The organism is Pedobacter jaeyakensis, from assembly GCF_054461315.1.
The window spans coordinates 1,631,862-1,648,700 of sequence record NZ_CM136921.1 but is presented as its reverse complement, the minus strand read 5'-3'; the positions used below and the strand labels follow the sequence as shown (position 1 = coordinate 1,648,700).

At 39.6% G+C, this 16,839-nt stretch carries 16 protein-coding genes and 1 tRNA gene; 11 read left to right on the top strand and 6 right to left on the bottom strand.

Annotated features, from left to right (window positions below; genetic code table 11):
- Positions 1-28: 28 nt before the first annotated feature.
- Genes mreC through rodA form a run of 4 tightly spaced genes read left to right on the top strand, consistent with a single transcriptional unit; the run spans position 29 to position 4,593 of the window.
- Entirely contained in the window at positions 29-868 is an 840-nt protein-coding gene (gene mreC / locus ACXZ1K_RS07270) for a rod shape-determining protein MreC (RefSeq protein WP_458972722.1), read from the top strand.
- The gene (locus tag ACXZ1K_RS07265) at positions 858-1,373 is read left to right on the top strand and encodes a rod shape-determining protein MreD (protein WP_458972721.1); all 516 of its coding nucleotides are present in this window, start codon (positions 858-860) and stop codon (positions 1,371-1,373) included. Before mreC ends, ACXZ1K_RS07265 begins: the two co-directional genes overlap by 11 nt.
- Positions 1,373-3,328 carry a penicillin-binding protein 2 gene (gene mrdA / locus ACXZ1K_RS07260; protein ID WP_458972720.1) on the top strand — a complete coding sequence of 652 codons (1,956 nt, stop codon included), beginning with the start codon at positions 1,373-1,375 and terminating at the stop codon, positions 3,326-3,328. Before ACXZ1K_RS07265 ends, mrdA begins: the two co-directional genes overlap by 1 nt.
- Positions 3,325-4,593, top strand: a complete 1,269-nt coding sequence (gene rodA / locus ACXZ1K_RS07255; RefSeq protein ID WP_458972719.1) for a rod shape-determining protein RodA — start codon at positions 3,325-3,327, stop codon at positions 4,591-4,593. The genes mrdA and rodA overlap by 4 nt, the downstream gene beginning before the upstream one ends.
- Here the strand turns inward: rodA and ACXZ1K_RS07250 are convergent.
- Entirely contained in the window at positions 4,590-5,594 is a 1,005-nt protein-coding gene (locus tag ACXZ1K_RS07250; RefSeq protein ID WP_458972718.1) for a hypothetical protein, read from the bottom strand. The genes rodA and ACXZ1K_RS07250 overlap by 4 nt on opposite strands.
- A gap of 98 nt (positions 5,595-5,692) precedes the next feature.
- Between ACXZ1K_RS07250 and ACXZ1K_RS07245 the strand changes: the two genes are divergently transcribed.
- A complete protein-coding gene (locus ACXZ1K_RS07245) occupies positions 5,693-6,265 on the top strand; it encodes a thymidine kinase (protein WP_458972717.1) in 573 nt (190 codons plus the stop codon).
- A gap of 212 nt (positions 6,266-6,477) precedes the next feature.
- Here the strand turns inward: ACXZ1K_RS07245 and ACXZ1K_RS07240 are convergent, their stop codons facing one another.
- Positions 6,478-7,005 (bottom strand): ferritin, encoded by a 528-nt coding sequence (locus ACXZ1K_RS07240; RefSeq protein WP_458972716.1) that lies wholly within the window; start codon positions 7,003-7,005, stop codon positions 6,478-6,480.
- A 131-nt stretch (positions 7,006-7,136) separates the two neighbouring features.
- Positions 7,137-7,502, bottom strand: coding sequence for a hypothetical protein (locus ACXZ1K_RS07235; RefSeq protein WP_458972715.1), 366 nt, complete (start codon positions 7,500-7,502; stop codon positions 7,137-7,139).
- Positions 7,503-7,644: 142 nt separating this feature from the next.
- On the opposite strand from ACXZ1K_RS07235, the gene ACXZ1K_RS07230 reads away from it, so the two are divergent.
- From ACXZ1K_RS07230 to ACXZ1K_RS07220, 3 genes are read left to right on the top strand one after another with little or no spacing between them, the layout of a single operon-like run.
- Positions 7,645-8,754, top strand: a complete 1,110-nt coding sequence (locus ACXZ1K_RS07230; RefSeq protein WP_458972714.1) for a Gfo/Idh/MocA family protein — start codon at positions 7,645-7,647, stop codon at positions 8,752-8,754.
- A 17-nt stretch (positions 8,755-8,771) separates the two neighbouring features.
- Positions 8,772-10,085: a gluconate:H+ symporter gene (locus ACXZ1K_RS07225; protein WP_458972713.1), complete on the top strand. Its 1,314-nt coding sequence runs from the start codon at positions 8,772-8,774 to the stop codon at positions 10,083-10,085.
- Between the two features lie 30 nt (positions 10,086-10,115).
- Entirely contained in the window at positions 10,116-10,790 is a 675-nt protein-coding gene (locus tag ACXZ1K_RS07220; RefSeq protein ID WP_458972712.1) for a hypothetical protein, read from the top strand.
- Here the strand turns inward: ACXZ1K_RS07220 and ACXZ1K_RS07215 are convergent, their stop codons facing one another.
- Together ACXZ1K_RS07215 and ACXZ1K_RS07210 are read right to left on the bottom strand one after the other, a co-directional pair.
- Positions 10,791-13,022, bottom strand: coding sequence for an FG-GAP-like repeat-containing protein (locus tag ACXZ1K_RS07215; RefSeq protein ID WP_458972711.1), 2,232 nt, complete (start codon positions 13,020-13,022; stop codon positions 10,791-10,793).
- A gap of 187 nt (positions 13,023-13,209) precedes the next feature.
- Positions 13,210-13,282: transfer RNA gene (locus ACXZ1K_RS07210), tRNA-Phe, on the bottom strand.
- Between the two features lie 182 nt (positions 13,283-13,464).
- Between ACXZ1K_RS07210 and ACXZ1K_RS07205 the strand changes: the two genes are divergently transcribed.
- The 3 genes from ACXZ1K_RS07205 to ACXZ1K_RS07195 are packed head-to-tail and all read left to right on the top strand — an operon-like array spanning position 13,465 to position 16,390.
- Positions 13,465-14,760 (top strand): 4Fe-4S dicluster domain-containing protein, encoded by a 1,296-nt coding sequence (locus tag ACXZ1K_RS07205; RefSeq protein ID WP_458972710.1) that lies wholly within the window; start codon positions 13,465-13,467, stop codon positions 14,758-14,760.
- Positions 14,761-14,799: 39 nt separating this feature from the next.
- Entirely contained in the window at positions 14,800-15,600 is an 801-nt protein-coding gene (locus ACXZ1K_RS07200; RefSeq protein ID WP_458972709.1) for a (Fe-S)-binding protein, read from the top strand.
- On the top strand, positions 15,590-16,390 hold the full coding sequence (locus tag ACXZ1K_RS07195) for an MBL fold metallo-hydrolase (RefSeq protein WP_458972708.1): 801 nt from the start codon (positions 15,590-15,592) through the stop codon (positions 16,388-16,390). The genes ACXZ1K_RS07200 and ACXZ1K_RS07195 overlap by 11 nt, the downstream gene beginning before the upstream one ends.
- Here ACXZ1K_RS07195 and ACXZ1K_RS07190 read toward each other — a convergent pair.
- On the bottom strand, positions 16,353-16,835 hold the full coding sequence (locus ACXZ1K_RS07190) for a hypothetical protein (RefSeq protein ID WP_458972707.1): 483 nt from the start codon (positions 16,833-16,835) through the stop codon (positions 16,353-16,355). The two genes, ACXZ1K_RS07195 and ACXZ1K_RS07190, sit on opposite strands and share 38 nt — an antisense overlap.
- Positions 16,836-16,839 lie beyond the last annotated feature (4 nt).

Below are 16,839 nucleotides of genomic sequence, written 5' to 3'. Positions count from 1 at the left end.
TAATTACTAAATACCAAATACTGGGCCTATGCGTAACCTTTGGATTTTTTTAAACAGATACAACGCATTCTTCTTTTTCATTATCTTTTTTACCATAGGCATTGTGCTTACCATTAAGAATAATGCTTACCAACGTAGCGTTACTGTAAATAGTACGAATAAGATAGTTGGTGATGTGTATACGAATATGAATGTGGCCAGGCGGTATTTGAATCTGGGTACAGTTAACGATAGTCTTGCCCGGGAAAATGCGCTGCTAAAAACACAGGTACTTGCATTAAAAAATATAGATACAGCCAAGGACATTACTTTAAGAGATACCTCTGGTGTTCCTCAGTATACTTATTTGTCCGCAAGAGTCGTTAAGAATTCCATCGCCTTGCGCAATAACATCATTACAGTTAATCGTGGTTCGGCAGATAGCATTGCCAGTGGAATGCCTGTTATTTCTCCGGGCAACGGAATAGTTGGCTACATCAGAGATGTTTCTGAACATTTTGCTACGATAAGGTCACTGCTCCATAAAGACACTTACATTAGCGTAAACATCAAGAAAAACAAAGCAGTTGGTTCTTTGATTTGGGGAGATGGTAACTTTGATTACAGGAAAGCTTATATTAAGGACATACCTAATCATTTTAAGTTGAATTTAGGTGATACCGTGATCACCTCCAACTTCTCTTCCTTCCCAGCTGGCATTCCTGTTGGTAAAGTAAGTAACACTGGAATATCTAAGGGGGACAATTTTAAATTGATTGAGGTAATACTTTTTAATGATTTTAGCGCATTGCAATATGTGTATGTAATTAAAGATAAATTTGCCAAAGAACAACAAGCATTAGAAGCTAAAGTACCCGATGAACAGTAGACTGGTAATTATAAATATTGTAAGGTGGGTTATTCTAATCCTGTTCCAGATTCTTCTGCTGAGGAATATGAGCTTCTACAATCTGGCCAATCCATTTATCTATGTGCTGTTTCTACTACTTTTGCCATTTAGTACGCCCAATCTGCTTCTTTATTTGATTGCCTTCATCACGGGACTTACTATAGATGCTTTTTATGATACCTTAGGCGTTCATACCGCAGCATGTGTAGTTCTGGTCTTCGTAAGAATCCTATTTATATCGGTTTCCGTTAGTCGCGATAACTTTGATGAACCCGAACCAACCCTTGGTAATATGGGCTTCAAATGGTTTTTGCTATATGCTTCTTTGTGCATCTTCTCACATCATATTGTGCTTTTTCTTCTGGAAACTTTTAGACTCACAGAATTTAGTTATACCATTGTTAGAAGTTTGTTGAGCAGTGTATTCACCCTCTTCATCGTATTGTTGATTGAATTTATCTTTTACAACAGGAAGGCAAGGTAATGGACAGTTTGTTTAACCGAAAATACATTGTACAGGGCCTTTTTATCGTAGTTGCCCTAATTTTATTGGGTACGTTATTCTACATTCAGGTTTTTAGCGACAAATACTTCATCTCCGCGAAAAGTAATGTCTTAAAAAGGATATATACCTATCCTGCTAGAGGCGTGATCCGCGACAGAAATGAGAAGGTACTTGTTCAGAACGAATTGGTATATGACCTGATGGCCATCCCCAATGATGTAAAACCATTTGACACTGTTGCCTTGTGCAAGATTATAGAAGTGGACACGGCAAAATTCGGCAAAAATATGCGAAAGGCCAGACGGCTCTCCAGGTATCAGCCAAGTGCAATTGAAAAACAACTTTCAGTACAAATTTATCAGAGCTTATCAGAGCAACTTGCCCGTTTTCCAGGCTTTTTTGTGCAGAGCAGAACCATCAGACAGTATCCAGATAGTATCGCCAGTCAATTTTTAGGTTACATTAAAGAAGTAACACCTACAGACATTGAAAAGTCTGAAGGCTATTACCGTTCTGGAGATTACATTGGTAAATCTGGAGTGGAGCGTTCTTACGAAAAGGTATTACGCGGAGAACGAGGGGTTGTCAACATGTTATATGATGCCCATAATGTGCCAAAGGGCAGTTATGCAGAAGGCAAATTTGACACTGCTGCAGTGTCGGGTGAGCAGTTGATCTCATCGCTTGACATCAGGTTACAGAAGTTGGGTGAAGAATTGATGCAAAATAAAGTGGGCAGCATTGTGGCCATTGAACCGGCCACTGGAGAAATACTTGCTTTTGTGAGTAGTCCGGGTTATGACCCAAATGAAATGGTAGGCAGAAAGTCTGGAAATAATTATATGAAAATATTGGGTGAGGCCAATCGGCCGTTTAACATTCGTCCAATACAAGGATATTACTCACCCGGATCTTCTTTTAAACCCTTAGATGCGTTGATTGGCCTGCAAGAGGGAGTAATAGATCCAAATACAACATTTAACTGCCCAGGTTATTTCAAAGCAGGAAATCACACCACAAAATGCGAACATATAGATGGCAATATCTCTTTGCGAAGGGGATTGGCCAGATCTTGTAATACCTACGCTTGTTACGTTTTTCAGAAACTTTTAATGCAGCCTAAATTTAAAAACCAGCGACTTGCTTATGATGCCTGGCAAAAAAAGGTAGCACTTTGGGGATTAGGAGATAGTCTTGGGGTAGATCTTCCAGGAGAGCGTACCGGTAGATTGTACGATGGCGCTTATTATTCCAAGAAATACAGCAAGTACTGGGGTTACTCCACTGTAATATCTTTAGCGATCGGGCAGGGAGAAATGGATGCTACCCCTTTACAAATGGCGAATATTATGGCAACGATTGCTAATCAGGGCTATTTCATCAAGCCACATCTGATCAAATCAATCGGTAAAGACCATGTCATCAAAAAGGAATACCTAAAGAAAAACTATGTCGGTGTGGATCAAGTACACTTTGGCCCTGTCATCGATGGGATGCAGGAGGCGGTAAATGCTCCATGGGGAACTGCAAGAGACTCTGCCGTGCCAGGTATCATCATGTGTGGTAAGACAGGAACCGTACAAAATCCAAGGGGAAAAAACCACTCCGTATTTATCGGCTTCGCTCCACGTGACAATCCAAAGATCGCTATCGCTGTAATTGTAGAAAATGCGGGTTACGGCAGTGCTTATGCCGCACCGATAGCAAGTTATATCACAGAAAAGTATTTGAAAGATAGTGTGTCTGCTGGTAGAAGAACTGACGAAATGGAGTGGATGAAGAAGAAAGTGATCTTACCTGATCCTCCAAAACCAAAAGTAAAACCAGGAGTGAAACTTTTGGATACCGCAAAAAATAAACTAGATACCGCAGCAAAGAGATTGGCAGCGGTACCTCTTAATGGCATTAAAAGAAAAACCAATATTAAAAAATGAACAATCAAAACAACAGCAGGTTCTTTTTTAACGTTGACTGGATCAGCATCCTAATTTTTATTGCACTCTGCGGCGTAGGCTTTGTCAACATTTATGCTTCAGTATTCAATGAATCAGAATCGGCAGCTTTTAATTTTGGAAGCAGTTATGGTAAGCAACTCATATATATTATTGCGGCTCTTGTAATTGGTTTTTCTATCCTGTTGCTCGACGCTAAATTCTTCAGCATATTCTCGCCAATTATCTATGGCGTAACTGTATTACTACTTGTTGCCGTACTGGTTGTAGGTACCCGCGTTGCCGGTAACCAGGCATGGATCTCTATCGGCGGCGGTTTCCGCCTTCAACCATCCGAATTTGCTAAGTTTGGAACCTCGCTGCTATTGGCCAGGTACATTAGCAATTTCAATCCCAAATTCCGGGATCTTAAATCCATATTGTTTGCAGCACTGATTATTGGCTTTCCGCTGTTCTTAATACTTATGCAACCAGACACTGGTTCTGCGCTAGTATTTCTAGCTTTTATGTTTCCGATGTACCGTGAAGGTTTATCTGGCTATTTCCTTCTCATATTTTTGGGAATGATTGTGCTGTTTATTGCAGATTTCCTTGTCCCAATGCAGATACTTATCCCAGTAATTTTGGCAATCGGGTCCTTTTTTATCTACCAAAACAGGAGAAAACAGAAGCTCATGTTTTCAGCAATTTTAGTAACAATAATTGCCATTGCCTATTTGTTTCTGGTTAAGCTTACTTACGAAAAGGTACTTAAACAACATCAACGGACCCGTATAGAATTGATCCTGGGATTGAAGATGGATCCAAGGGGTGTCGGCTATAATGTTATCCAATCGAAAATTGCAATTGGTTCAGGCCAGGTTACCGGCAGAGGATTTTTACAGGGCACACAAACAAAGTACGGTTATGTACCCGCCCAAAGTACAGACTTTATATTTTCTACTATTGGAGAAGAGTGGGGATTTATTGGCTGCTTTGTGGTGATCGGGTTATATGTTTTTTTATTGCTTAGGCTGATAAATCTTGCTGAAAGACAGCGATCTAGTTTTTCCCGTGTTTATGGTTATTGCGTGGCCTGCATCCTATTCTTCCACGTGTTCATCAATATTGGGATGGCCATTGGTATAGTGCCAGTAATCGGGATTCCCCTACCCTTCATCAGTTATGGTGGCTCATCATTATGGAGTTTTACAGTACTGTTATTTATCTTTTTGAAACTTGATTCAAATAGAATGGGCTTTATTTAATCGCCTGGAAACCGCTGTCTTAAAAGATCATAAAACTTTTCTACTGTACCAGGTTTTGAATCCCAATTGTTTTTAACCGAATAGTTATTTTTCAGAAAAGCATCTGCCGTTTTAAAGTCTGGAAGCTTATTAAGAATATCTATCGCTTCTGAGTAAGCCAAGTTGTAACCATTAAATAAGTCTTTGATGTAAAGCAGCTTCTCATTTAAGTTTACAGCTTTCTTAAGATCCGTTATCACAGGTCTGCTGTTGTCTTCATTAAAATTTGGTGCTTTCTGACTGGCCAACAAATCATTAATAGTTGGTTTAGTTGTTGCAACTACAGGATCAGTATTTTTTCTCTCGATTAGCTCTGGGACAACATTGACACTAGGCTCAGGTGCAGACTGCGCTTCTACTAGAAAAGGCTCTGGGCCTACTTCATCCTCCACATCTTCCTTTATGCTTTCAGTCAAATTAACTGTCTCCGTATCCTCTGGTTCACCCATTTCTGTTTCAATACTTTCATTATTTGCTATCTCGGGATCAGTATCCTCAAAATAATCTACCATTTCCTCGTGATGGTTGTCTGCTATAACCTCTTCTAGTACTGGAGTTTCTTTTGGCGTATTGCCTGATAAAATAAATTCAAAAGTGGCTGGTGTATCATCAAATTTAAAGGCATCTTCTTTAAAAGAGATATGGTTATCTCTTTCTCCAGCTTCTTCTTCAATTAATTTCGGCGCCACTTCGGGGGCATGGATTGGCTCTTTCTCAACCTCTGCTGTGGATGCAGCAACTACCTCTTGTTCTGTAGCCTGTGGAAGTTCCTTCAATATTTGTTTCCCATTAAGCTTTTTGACAATTTGAACGTGATCAGAAAGAAAATTCGCGTTCGCCAAAAATAACTCTAGCTCCAGTTCGCTCAGCTGGTCAGGATTTTCCGACAAAAATTCATACTGATCCTGAAGCTCATTTAATATATATCCTATCTTTTTGAAGATGTTACTTTGGTTAACCATACTTATATAACGAAATAATTGATCTTTTATGTTGGTAACTTGCCTCTCAAAAATAGCACAAAATTTCGATATTAGCTGCCTATAAGTACCCAACAAACATGTTATTCAGCGAACAAATTTACAGGCGAGGAGAGTTTTGCGGCAGCATAGAAGTAATTTGCGGATCTATGTTTTCTGGAAAAACAGAAGAACTCTTAAGACGGATCAAAAGGGCTGAAATAGCAAAGTTGAAAGTTGAGATCTTTAAGCCAAAAACGGATACGAGGTATGATGAAAATGCTGTAGTTTCTCACGATTTTAATTCTATCCAATCCATCCCGGTGGAAACATCTTCTGCGATCCTATTGCTTAAAGCTGATACGCAAGTTGTTGGCATTGACGAGGCACAGTTTTTTGATGAAGACCTGCCAGACGTTTGTAATAAATTGGCGCAAAAAGGTATTCGAGTGATAATCGCGGGGCTGGACATGGATTTTTCAGGAAAACCTTTTGGACCCGTTCCTGCGCTGATGGCAATTGCAGAACTAGTTACAAAAGTAAATGCTGTATGTGTTAAATGCGGCTCCCCGGCAACTTATTCCTTTAGAAAGGTGGCCAGTGAGGCGAAGATATTATTAGGTGAGAAAGACAGCTACGAGCCCCGTTGCAGAAGGTGCTATTCTTTAGGCTAACGGGCAGTTACTACATCTTTTTCCTCTGAGATACTTTTCACAGCACTCCTTTTTCTTTTTATCCTTCTTGTCCTTTTTACCGGCCTTCTTATCTTTCTTATGCTTAGACATGTCTCTTACATCAATATACAAAAAAAGGTACATATTGTTTGCTTTCGCATCATATGTACCTTTTTAAAGCCAACATCGACATGTTGGTAAATTATAGAAGTTTACTCTTCTGAATAGCTGATACCGCCAACATGTTTATCAATTTGCCATCTTCCAGTGCCTTCCTCACCAATCACATCGAATAACTCCAGCGCACGACGGGCCTTATACTCTTCTTCTCTCTGTTCTTTAAAGAACCAATTTAAAAATTCAAGAGTAACAAAATCCTGTTCTTTGTAGCAACGTGCTGCAATGTTTTTAATAGATTGGGTAACACTTATTTCTTGATCTAGTGCATCTTCGAAAACTTCACGGAATGAATTGTAATCCTGTTTAATGTTGGAAATATCCGGAGAAACAGCAGAACCTCCCATATCAAGAACATATTTATAAAACTTAAGCTGGTGCATACGCTCTTCTTCCGCCTGCTTAAAAAAGTATTCAGAAGAGAAGTCATAACCATGCTGGTTACACCATGAAGCCATTGCTAGATATGTTGATGAAGAGTGAGCTTCCTTTTTTATTTGTTGATTGATAAGTGTCTCTACATCTGATGAGATTAAACACTTTGCACGAATGATATCTTTCATATACTTTATTTTATGTTTACAGTAAGCAACTAAGCTTACAAACATTTACAAAACAAAAATAGTGCAATAAAAATTCAATTTCTGGAATTTAAGCAATATGGAAAGATTCTAATTCTAAGTTAATTAGGAGATTACCTATGTAAACAATCGTAAATGATGTGATTAAGTTCTAGCATGACAAAGGTACCTTGAAGAATTTCCTTCAGTGCAATGATCTCTATTAGAGACAATACGTAACAATGATCGCAAGCGCAAATAAACAGGATTTCAACATCTGGTGCTTTATCACTATTTAATATCAGCTGTTCAATATCAATTTTATAAACAGCTTTTTTTAACTTCAATAAGTTACGGTAATCAAATCGTGCCAGCTTACCTCCAAAATCTACATACCAGCAACTCTCGCTATCTGACTGGTAAATGGCACCCTTAGCTGTGCTAAATACTTCGTCAAATTTAATTGCCTCTACTGAAATATGCGTCTGAGTTTTCTGCATTATTGATTGTTCATGCAAATATTGTTATTATTTAGATTGAATCCAAATCCTTTTTGTCGTTTTTTCAAAAACAAGACATGCCCCAGTTTTCTCATTCTTTATCACTAAATTGCTTACATAAAAACATATTAATAAATCTAAAATGTCTGGATTCTTCAATTTCAAGATCATTGCCTTTGTCTTTTTTCTATTTTTTACTGGGATTTTCCAGGGTGCAGCTGGTCAGACTAAACTTAATGTGGCCCTTGCAGGGTTGAGTCATGATCACGTTAACCTGATTATGAACAGCTACGTAAACGGTGAAGTAAACATAATTGGAATTGCTGAAGATAATAAAGAATTGGTTAAGCGCTTTAAAGAACGTGCAAAATTGCCCGACTCTATTTTTTTCAACAACCTAACTGCTCTACTGAAAGTAAAAAAACCTGATGTTGTGCTGGCCTTCAATGCAATAGAGGAGCATCTTGCTGTTGTTGAAGTCGCGGCCCCTCTGGGTATATCTGTGATGGTGGAGAAACCTTTGGCAGTATCTGTAAAGCACGCATTAAGAATGGCGGAACTGGCAAAACAATATAAGATCAAATTGTTAACTAATTACGAGACTACTTGGTACGACAGCAATCAGGAAGCCTATAAAAGAGTGAAACAGGATAAGCAAATTGGTGAATTAAGGAAAATGATTTTTCATGATGGTCACCAAGGTCCAAAGGAGATTGGTGTCAGTAAAGAGTTTTTAAGCTGGTTAACAGACCCTGTTAAAAATGGTGGCGGGGCAGTAATTGATTTTGGTTGCTACGGCGCCAATTTGATGACTTGGTTAATGGATGGTGTAATGCCGATCTCTGTCACTGCAATCACCAAAAGGATTAAACCTGCCGTTTATCCAAAAGTAGATGATGATGCTACAATTTTAGTTGAGTACCCAAATGCAACAGGAATAATTGAAGCGTCATGGAATTGGCCCTTTAATATTAAGGATATGGAACTTTTTGGGCAGACTGGCTACATACAAGCAGTTAACTCCAACACCTTAAGGATTAAATCCAACGGCCAGGATTATAGTTTACTAAAGGCCCAACCTTTGGAAAAATCTTACAGCAGCCACCTGGATTACCTGGCCGCAGTATTGAGAAATGAAATCAAACCAGTAAACGACTTATCTTCATTGGAAAATAATTTGATCGTGGTAAAGATTCTCGAAGCCGCAAAGCAATCTGCGAAAGAAGGCAGGAAAGTATTCCTACAAAAATAACTATTAGTATTCTCGAAATGACCATACTAATCGTTGTAAGTTGCATCGCCTTGTTGGTATTGCTAATTACCTGGGCAAAGTTCAATCCATTCATCGCATTCTTAATTGTTTCGCTAACCTGCGGACTTCTGCTCGGAATTCCTGTTAAAGATGTAACTGCTTCGGTCCAAAAAGGAATGGGTGATATCATGGGCTCTCTAGTCGCCATCATTATTTTCGGAGCGATGCTAGGTAAATTAGTTGCAGAAAGCGGTGCCGCCCAGAAAATTGCAACCGTGATGGTCAACCTATTTGGCACAAAATACATCCAATGGGGACTGGTGTTCACCGGATTTATCGTAGGGATTCCCCTTTTTTATAATGTTGGATTCGTCTTAATGGTTCCTTTAATATTTTCAGTCGTTTATAAATACAAACTACCTGCTGTTTACATTGGACTACCTATGTTAGCTGCCTTATCCGTTACACACGGGTTTCTTCCACCACATCCTTCACCATCTGCATTGGTATTGCAATTTCATGCCAACATGGGTCTTACCTTATTTTATGGTATCGCTGTAGCAATTCCAGCAATCATCATTGCTGGCCCGGTATATGCCCGATCTTTAAAGACTATGGTCTCTGTTCCGCTAAAAGTATTTCAATCAGACGATCTTCCGGAAGACCAATTACCAGGAATAGTTAACAGCATACTATCAGCACTATTACCGGTAATTCTGTTAGGTGGCGCTGCATTATATGGACTTTCAAAACCGGATGAGCATTTAAAAAATCTCATCAGTTTTCTATCAGAGCCCACCATTGTCATGCTAATTACCCTGCTGATCACAACCTATACTTTAGGTATCAGGATGGGCAGGAAAATGAAAAACATCATGACTATTTATGGTAGCGCAACCAAAGATATTGTGTTAATTCTGCTCATTATTGCAGGTTCGGGAGGACTAAAACAGGTGCTTACAGATAGTGGTGTCAGTAACCAAATTGCCACATCTTTAAACACATTACCGATAGAACCACTGCTCTTAGGCTGGCTTATTGCTGCGCTGATAAGGGTGAGCGTGGGTTCGGCCACAGTGGCAGGCCTTACCGCCGCAGGAATCATGGCCCCGGTCGTAATGCAGTCGCACAGTAATCCCAGCCTGATGGTATTGTCAATTGGTGCAGGGAGTTTAATGTTTTCGCACGTTAACGATCCAGGATTTTGGATGTTTAAAGAATATTTCAACCTGACCATCAAACAAACCATATTGTCATGGTCTGTAATGGAAACCCTTGTCGCCATCATCGGTTTGATTGGCGTACTCCTCATGAATTTGATCGTTACATAAACTATCTAAACATAAAATTGTTATAGCATTATGAACAGACATAAACTACTACTTGGCCTACTTACCACTCTAAACATCCTGTTAGTAACGTTACTGGTATCGTGTAAAAGTAACGCCGATAAAAACAGTTCGACTAATGGCATAGATAGCATGGCTAATGTAGATAGTGTAAAACCTGAGGGCACCCCTAACCCAGAAGCTGGTACTGATAGTATTTTTAACATCAACTCCATTCCGGTAAGCGACAAAGACTTAGGAGAATTTCCATTTGTCCAGTTACCCGATAAATATACCTTTGATTACGAAAAGGCCATTCAACAGAAGGACATTAAAGATGTGGACAAAGAGTATTTCGCAGTTTATGGAAAACTAATACCGAAGGAGGGCAAAACTTTTAAAGCCACGTTAGATAGGAATCGCGAAGACGGAAAACGATTCAACAGCCTGGAATTACAGAGAAGTATCGACAAACACATCTCCGATCTCGGGGGCATCAAGTTAAAAATTGTGCCCATTACGAAGGCTGAATATGACCGCGTAGGACAAAAAGAACTCATAGAAAACAAGTATGGACACTCGATTGACGCTAATAAGCTTGACGACATCCAAACATATGTAATTCGTACCAAGACAAAGGAGGTTTGGATACAAGTATTTCTATTAAACGAAGAAAGTGGTAGAATCACTGTCTTAGAAACCCCATAGCTACATCTTCATAGCCATATGGTGATGTTCTTCAGCACCCAGTTTCTTAAAATTGAGAAGCTTTAATTTTAACGGCGTAACTACATCACTGCCTTCGGTAATTTTTATAAACTGATTGGGTTTAATATTTTTGAATTTCTGCACCTTACCGCTCCCCTGCCACTTTATTTCCAGTTCATTGATAATTGCAGCAGCTCCGATACCAATTTCCCGCCTAAATGGTGCGGAACCAAAACTCCCACCTGAATTAACATCTTTATAGATATACCTCATTTTACCGTTCTCAACAACAGACAACTTTAAACGCGTACCAATAGCCGCTTTATTTGAACTAACACCTATTAAATCAATATTAATCCAGTTGTTTTTATTTTGACCGGGATTCATATACAAGGCACTTGGAAATGTATCACCCTGATAAGCACCGCCTAATTCTACGTACAGATCCTGGTCTCCATCATTGTCAAGATCAGCAAACGCTACAGCATGTCCTTTCTGTAAGCTTCCTATTCTTGCAGACCGAGTTACTTCATTAAAACCCTTGCCGCCGTTGTTTCTGAACATCCTGTTCGGTATCAGTGAATTGAAATTGGGGTTGCCTGTAGCAAAAAACATATCCAGCCAGCCATCGTTGTCGATGTCTCCAAAACTGGCACCCATTGCATACACAGATTTATAAAGGCCTATTTCTTCAGTTACATTTTTGAATGTACCATCACCATTATTATGATACAAAACGGGTTGACCTTTGTATTCGCTATTTATTCCTAATGCCTCAGAACCAGCAATGGTAGATAGCGTTGTATTAAAGGAATAATCGCATGCAATAATGTCTTCCCAACCATCGTTGTCATAATCGAAAAACCAGGTCGCAAATGTACTGTTAAGGTCTTTAGCTAAGCCAGCTTGTTTGGTCACGTTCTCAAAAGCAGGTATTTTTCCCTTCACCCCTTTGTTTCTTAACAAAATACGTTCTCCCATTGCACTAATGAAGATGTCTTGCCAGCCATCATTATTATAGTCGCCAGAGGTTACACCCTTTATGAAATATTTTAAGTCTAATTTAGTTTGGACTGCTACATTGGTGAACGTACCATCCTGATTATTGATGTAAAATTCACATGGATGCTGTAATTGCGGATCATTTGGAAAGCTCTCATTTCCGATAAAAAGATCTACCCAACCATCGTTATTGAAATCATTCCAGGTAGCAGTTTGAGTTGGGTGAGCAGAAAGTAGCCCATTCTGGATAGTTACTTCAGTAAAGGTTCCATCGCCATTATTTCTCATAAGAGAATTGTGAACGCTGCCGAATACCCCTTTCCATCCTCCCCTTAAAACAAAAATATCTTTATAACCATCATTATTGTAGTCGGTATGATTGATATTTAAACTGCCGGTCAGTTTGCTCAAGCCTGATTTTTCCGATACGTCTGTAAAAGTTCCATTCCCATTGTTATGAAAATAATGCATAGCGTCTTCTATTCCCCATGCAGAAGTTACAATATCCAAATAACCATCGTTATCCAAATCTTCTGTAACAACACCCCCTGCACGATTGTCTACATCAATTTTCAACCCGGCAGCAACGTCCTCAAAAGGTAGCACTTTGTCAGTTTCCGGATAAGGGTTAGTCAATAGATATTGTTTAGGCACACCAGCGGGATATTTATTTAGCGTCATGTAAGCAATATTCATTAGCCAGCGCGCCTCTGCATCCTTAGGATTTCTTTTGAGTATCTGCTCATAAAGCTCAATTGCTTTGGAAGACCCTGCAGGATCGCGATGCGTGCCTCCACCCTGAATTGGGTAAATACAAGACTGAGAATTGTGATTGGAAATACAATTGTATACCTCGCCCATTCTTAGGTAAGCGAAGGCTACTTCAGATTGTAGTCTAGTCAAATCAAATTCACTTCCTTTAACTGTAGGATCATTCTCAACTTGGTTATACAATGCTATTGCCTTATCGATATCACCCTTCTCCATAAATACCTTGGCACGAGAGTAGTTGATACGCAAGGCGTCATATGGGCTGGCAGTTTTTAATGCTGAATCCAAATAAGCCATTCTAGCGCTGGCATTAAAGATGTTGTCTGGACTATTGTCATGCGCTTTTTCTTTACGAACGACCTCTGCCATCTGAATGGCGGCTTTTTCATCGGCGGTTGGACCGCATGAGATTACAGCAATAGCTATCAAAGCTAAGCCTAGATATTTGGTTGTAAACATTTAACTGGGGGGTTAAAATGCTAAGATATAATTTACAACTTAAAGTAGTACAGTTTCTGAAAAAAAGATACGAGCTAAAGATGAAAAGAGGCATCATTTCTGAATGGAGAGACTGAGATAAGCATTAACCACGCTTTATATCAACAAAGAAGGCCTTATTCTTTCGAATAAGGCCTTCTTAAAGTAGTGGTATGGGCCGGGATCGAACCGGCGACACATGGATTTTCAGTCCATTGCTCTACCGACTGAGCTACCGTACCTACTTCCCGTTTGGGATTGCAAATGTAGTGTCTTTTTTTGAATGACAAAATCTTTTTTCAAAATAATTATATAAACAGCTGCTTTAAATAAAATACCGCTAATTTTAAACTTTATGCATGCATAATAATTTGAATTGGTGTATTTATTTTAACTTAGCGTCACTATAGAGATATTTCAAAGAATGGTGTCACAAATCATATTTATAGCAATAACGATACTGGCAATTGCCTTGTTCAGTTATAACCTCAAAAAAATAATCAGGAATATTCGGATTGGAAAAGCGGTTGATAGATCCGACCAACCACAAAAGCGGTTCATGACGATGCTTAAAGTGGCATTCGGACAAACAAAAATGTTCTTCCGCCCCATCCCCGCAACTCTTCATTTGGTAGTATACGCAGGTTTTGTCATCATTAATCTGGAAGTACTGGAGATAATGATTGACGGAATTTTTGGAACGCATAGAGTTTTTGGCGGACTAGGCAGCCTTTATAATTTATTAATTGGTTCTTTTGAAGTTCTTGCCCTCGGGGTATGGCTTGCTTGTCTCCTATTCCTCATCAGAAGAAACATCATCAAGTTAAAAAGATTTTCGGGAGTAGAAATGACCAGCTGGCCTAAGTCTGACGCCAACTATATCCTGATCACAGAAATATTATTGATGACAGCGTTTCTGCTGATGAATGCAGCAGATGCGAAACTTCAGGCATTGGGCTCCATTCACTATACCACTGCTGGTTCTTTCCCTGTTAGTCAATACTTACAAAGCTTCCTGCCAGTTACAGAAGCCTCGTTGACAATCATAGAACGGAGTTGTTGGTGGTTCCATATTATAGGCATATTTGCCTTTTTAAATTACTTGCCCTATTCTAAACACTTCCATATTCTTTTCGCCTTCCCAAATACCTATTTCTCCAATCTGGAACCAAAAGGGGAGTTTAACAACATGACCAGTGTAACTAATGAGGTTAAAGCAATGCTAGATCCATCCTTTACACCGGAAGAAGCAGCCGCTGGCAGATTTGGAGCAAAAGATGTAAATGACCTGACATGGGTAAATCTAATGAATGCTTATACTTGCACCGAGTGCGGAAGATGTACCTCTGTCTGTCCGGCAAACATAACGGGCAAACTGCTTTCTCCAAGAAAGATCATGATGGACACCAGAGACAGGCTGGAAGAGGTAGGTAAGAACATTGATAAAACTGGGAATGGTTTTGACGATGGCAAGTCATTAATCGACACATACATCAGCCGGGAAGAGATATGGGCTTGCACAAGCTGTAATGCATGTACACAGGCTTGTCCTATCAATATAGATCCACTGGCAATCATTACAGACCTCAGGAGGTATGCAGTGATGGAAGAATCTCAATCACCTGCCAGCATAAGCGCAATGTTGGGGAATATCGAAAATAACGGTGCCCCCTGGAAATATTCGCCTGCAGACAGGTTAAACTGGGCTAAAGAAAATTAATTCAACTACAATAAATTCAGCGCGTAATTAAACGGTAAGATGAGCGAGCAATTAAATTTTGAAGTGCCAACAATGGCAGAATTGATAGCAAAAGGCGAAGAACCAGAAATTTTGTTCTGGGTTGGATGCGCAGGCAGTTATGATGAACGGGCACAAAAAACCACGCGCGACATCTGTAAGATATTACATCATGTGGGGATGAAATACGCAGTTTTAGGCACAGAGGAAAGTTGTACAGGAGATCCTGCAAAGCGTGCCGGCAACGAGTTTCTTTTTCAGATGCAGGCCATGACCAATATTGAGGTGCTGAATGCTTATAATATTAAGAAGATCGTAACTGGCTGCCCACATTGCTTCAATACCATCAAGAATGAATATCCTGGCTTAGGTGGCACTTACGAAGTGATTCATCATACACAACTTATCCAGCAACTGATAGATGAAGGAAAACTAAAAGCAGAAGGTGGTGAAAGTTTCAAAGGAAAGAAAATAACTTACCATGATCCATGTTACCTTGGTCGCGGTAATGGCATCTACGAAGCCCCAAGAGCAGCACTGGAAATTCTAGACGCGCAACTGGTAGAAATGAAACGCTGTAAATCTAACGGCTTATGCTGCGGTGCAGGTGGCGCTCAAATGTTTAAGGAACCTGAAAAGGGAAATAAAGACATCAATATTGAGCGTATCGAAGAGGCCCTCGAAACACAGCCACAAATCATTGCCGCTGGTTGCCCATTTTGCATGACGATGCTTCGTGATGGAGTTAAGCTGAAAGACCAGGATCAAAGTGTCCAGGTATTGGATATTGCAGAGATAACAGCAAGAGCGAATGGCCTTTAGTGATCTACATATTGCTTCTCTTAACTCTGGTAGTAACGGGAATTGCTATTATGTTGGCAACAACGATGAAGCGATCCTTGTTGATGCAGGCCTGTCTTGTAGGGAAACTGAGCGCAGGATGCTTCGTCTCGGTCTTTCAATGTTAAAAGTTAAGGCAATTTTTATCTCGCACGAACATGCTGATCACATAAAAGGTCTTTGCAATCTCGCATCTAAATACAATCTCCCTGTGTACCTAACTCCAGGCACCCACACAGGTTGTAGGTTTAACCTAAGACAAGATCTCGTCAAATATATTAGCGCCAACAACACTGTTCATATTGGTAGATTGGAAATTATCGGGTTCCCAAAACTACATGATGCGGCAGAACCTTTTAGCTTTATCATAACGTGTGGAAATACCAGAGTTGGCGTTTTCACCGATCTTGGGATCGCCTGTGAACAACTCACATTTTATTTCAAGCAATGCAATGCCGCATTTCTTGAATCCAATTATGACGATGAACTGCTTAGTAAAAGCGCATATCCTTATTTTCTGAAAAAACGCATCACTGGTGGCAGAGGGCACTTATCAAACAAGCAGGCATTGGAATTATTCATCAGCCATAAACCTGCGTACATGAGTCACTTGTTGCTTTCTCACCTGTCAAAGGACAACAACTGCCCTGATCTTGCAAAAAAATTATTCCAGCAACATGCAGGAAATACCCAGATTATTGTGGCTTCAAGGTATCAGGAAACGGAAGTATATACTATTTTTGAGCAAGTAGCTGACCATTTATCCGCGTAAGACGGTCAGATAAATCATTTAAGTCTTGTGGTTCCATATTCTTCAAAGGAATTGTCATAAAATTAGCCATACTGTCCAAGTCCCCCTGTTTCCTGTCATTATAGGTCTGCACAATCACATCATCGCCGGCAGTCCGCAAAACTACGGTTCCATTTTTATCAGTACCATAATAATCTATAGACTTAAATTTCGTTAAATTGAAAGAGAAATATTCAACCTTACCGTTTGCATAAAAGCATTTGTATCTGCAAAAACCACTGTTGGTAACATTAAGTTCATAGCGCTTTAAAGCAGGAATTTCGCGCAGCTCATCATAATGGTCCTTCAGCATTTTTTGGAGAAATGAGCTTTCCTCAATAAGATCAAAAGGGTGAGAAAAAGCCATTAAAAATAGGCAGAAAGCTGCAAAAAGGCATGTTTTCAAGTAAATTGTAAACTTTTTCATCAGG

Excerpts from the sequence above, each read along its gene's own strand:
- mreC (WP_458972722.1), top strand. The coding sequence starts at position 29 with ATGCGTAACCTTTGGATTTTTTTAAACAGATACAACGCATTCTTCTTT.
- ACXZ1K_RS07265 (WP_458972721.1), top strand. The coding sequence starts at position 858 with ATGAACAGTAGACTGGTAATTATAAATATTGTAAGGTGGGTTATTCTA.
- mrdA (WP_458972720.1), top strand. The coding sequence starts at position 1,373 with ATGGACAGTTTGTTTAACCGAAAATACATTGTACAGGGCCTTTTTATC.
- rodA (WP_458972719.1), top strand. The coding sequence starts at position 3,325 with ATGAACAATCAAAACAACAGCAGGTTCTTTTTTAACGTTGACTGGATC.
- ACXZ1K_RS07250 (WP_458972718.1), bottom strand. The coding sequence starts at position 5,594 with ATGGTTAACCAAAGTAACATCTTCAAAAAGATAGGATATATATTAAAT.
- ACXZ1K_RS07245 (WP_458972717.1), top strand. The coding sequence starts at position 5,693 with ATGTTATTCAGCGAACAAATTTACAGGCGAGGAGAGTTTTGCGGCAGC.
- ACXZ1K_RS07240 (WP_458972716.1), bottom strand. The coding sequence starts at position 7,005 with ATGAAAGATATCATTCGTGCAAAGTGTTTAATCTCATCAGATGTAGAG.
- ACXZ1K_RS07235 (WP_458972715.1), bottom strand. The coding sequence starts at position 7,502 with ATGCAGAAAACTCAGACGCATATTTCAGTAGAGGCAATTAAATTTGAC.
- ACXZ1K_RS07230 (WP_458972714.1), top strand. The coding sequence starts at position 7,645 with ATGTCTGGATTCTTCAATTTCAAGATCATTGCCTTTGTCTTTTTTCTA.
- ACXZ1K_RS07225 (WP_458972713.1), top strand. The coding sequence starts at position 8,772 with ATGACCATACTAATCGTTGTAAGTTGCATCGCCTTGTTGGTATTGCTA.
- ACXZ1K_RS07220 (WP_458972712.1), top strand. The coding sequence starts at position 10,116 with ATGAACAGACATAAACTACTACTTGGCCTACTTACCACTCTAAACATC.
- ACXZ1K_RS07215 (WP_458972711.1), bottom strand. The coding sequence starts at position 13,022 with ATGTTTACAACCAAATATCTAGGCTTAGCTTTGATAGCTATTGCTGTA.
- ACXZ1K_RS07205 (WP_458972710.1), top strand. The coding sequence starts at position 13,465 with ATGGTGTCACAAATCATATTTATAGCAATAACGATACTGGCAATTGCC.
- ACXZ1K_RS07200 (WP_458972709.1), top strand. The coding sequence starts at position 14,800 with ATGAGCGAGCAATTAAATTTTGAAGTGCCAACAATGGCAGAATTGATA.
- ACXZ1K_RS07195 (WP_458972708.1), top strand. The coding sequence starts at position 15,590 with ATGGCCTTTAGTGATCTACATATTGCTTCTCTTAACTCTGGTAGTAAC.
- ACXZ1K_RS07190 (WP_458972707.1), bottom strand. The coding sequence starts at position 16,835 with ATGAAAAAGTTTACAATTTACTTGAAAACATGCCTTTTTGCAGCTTTC.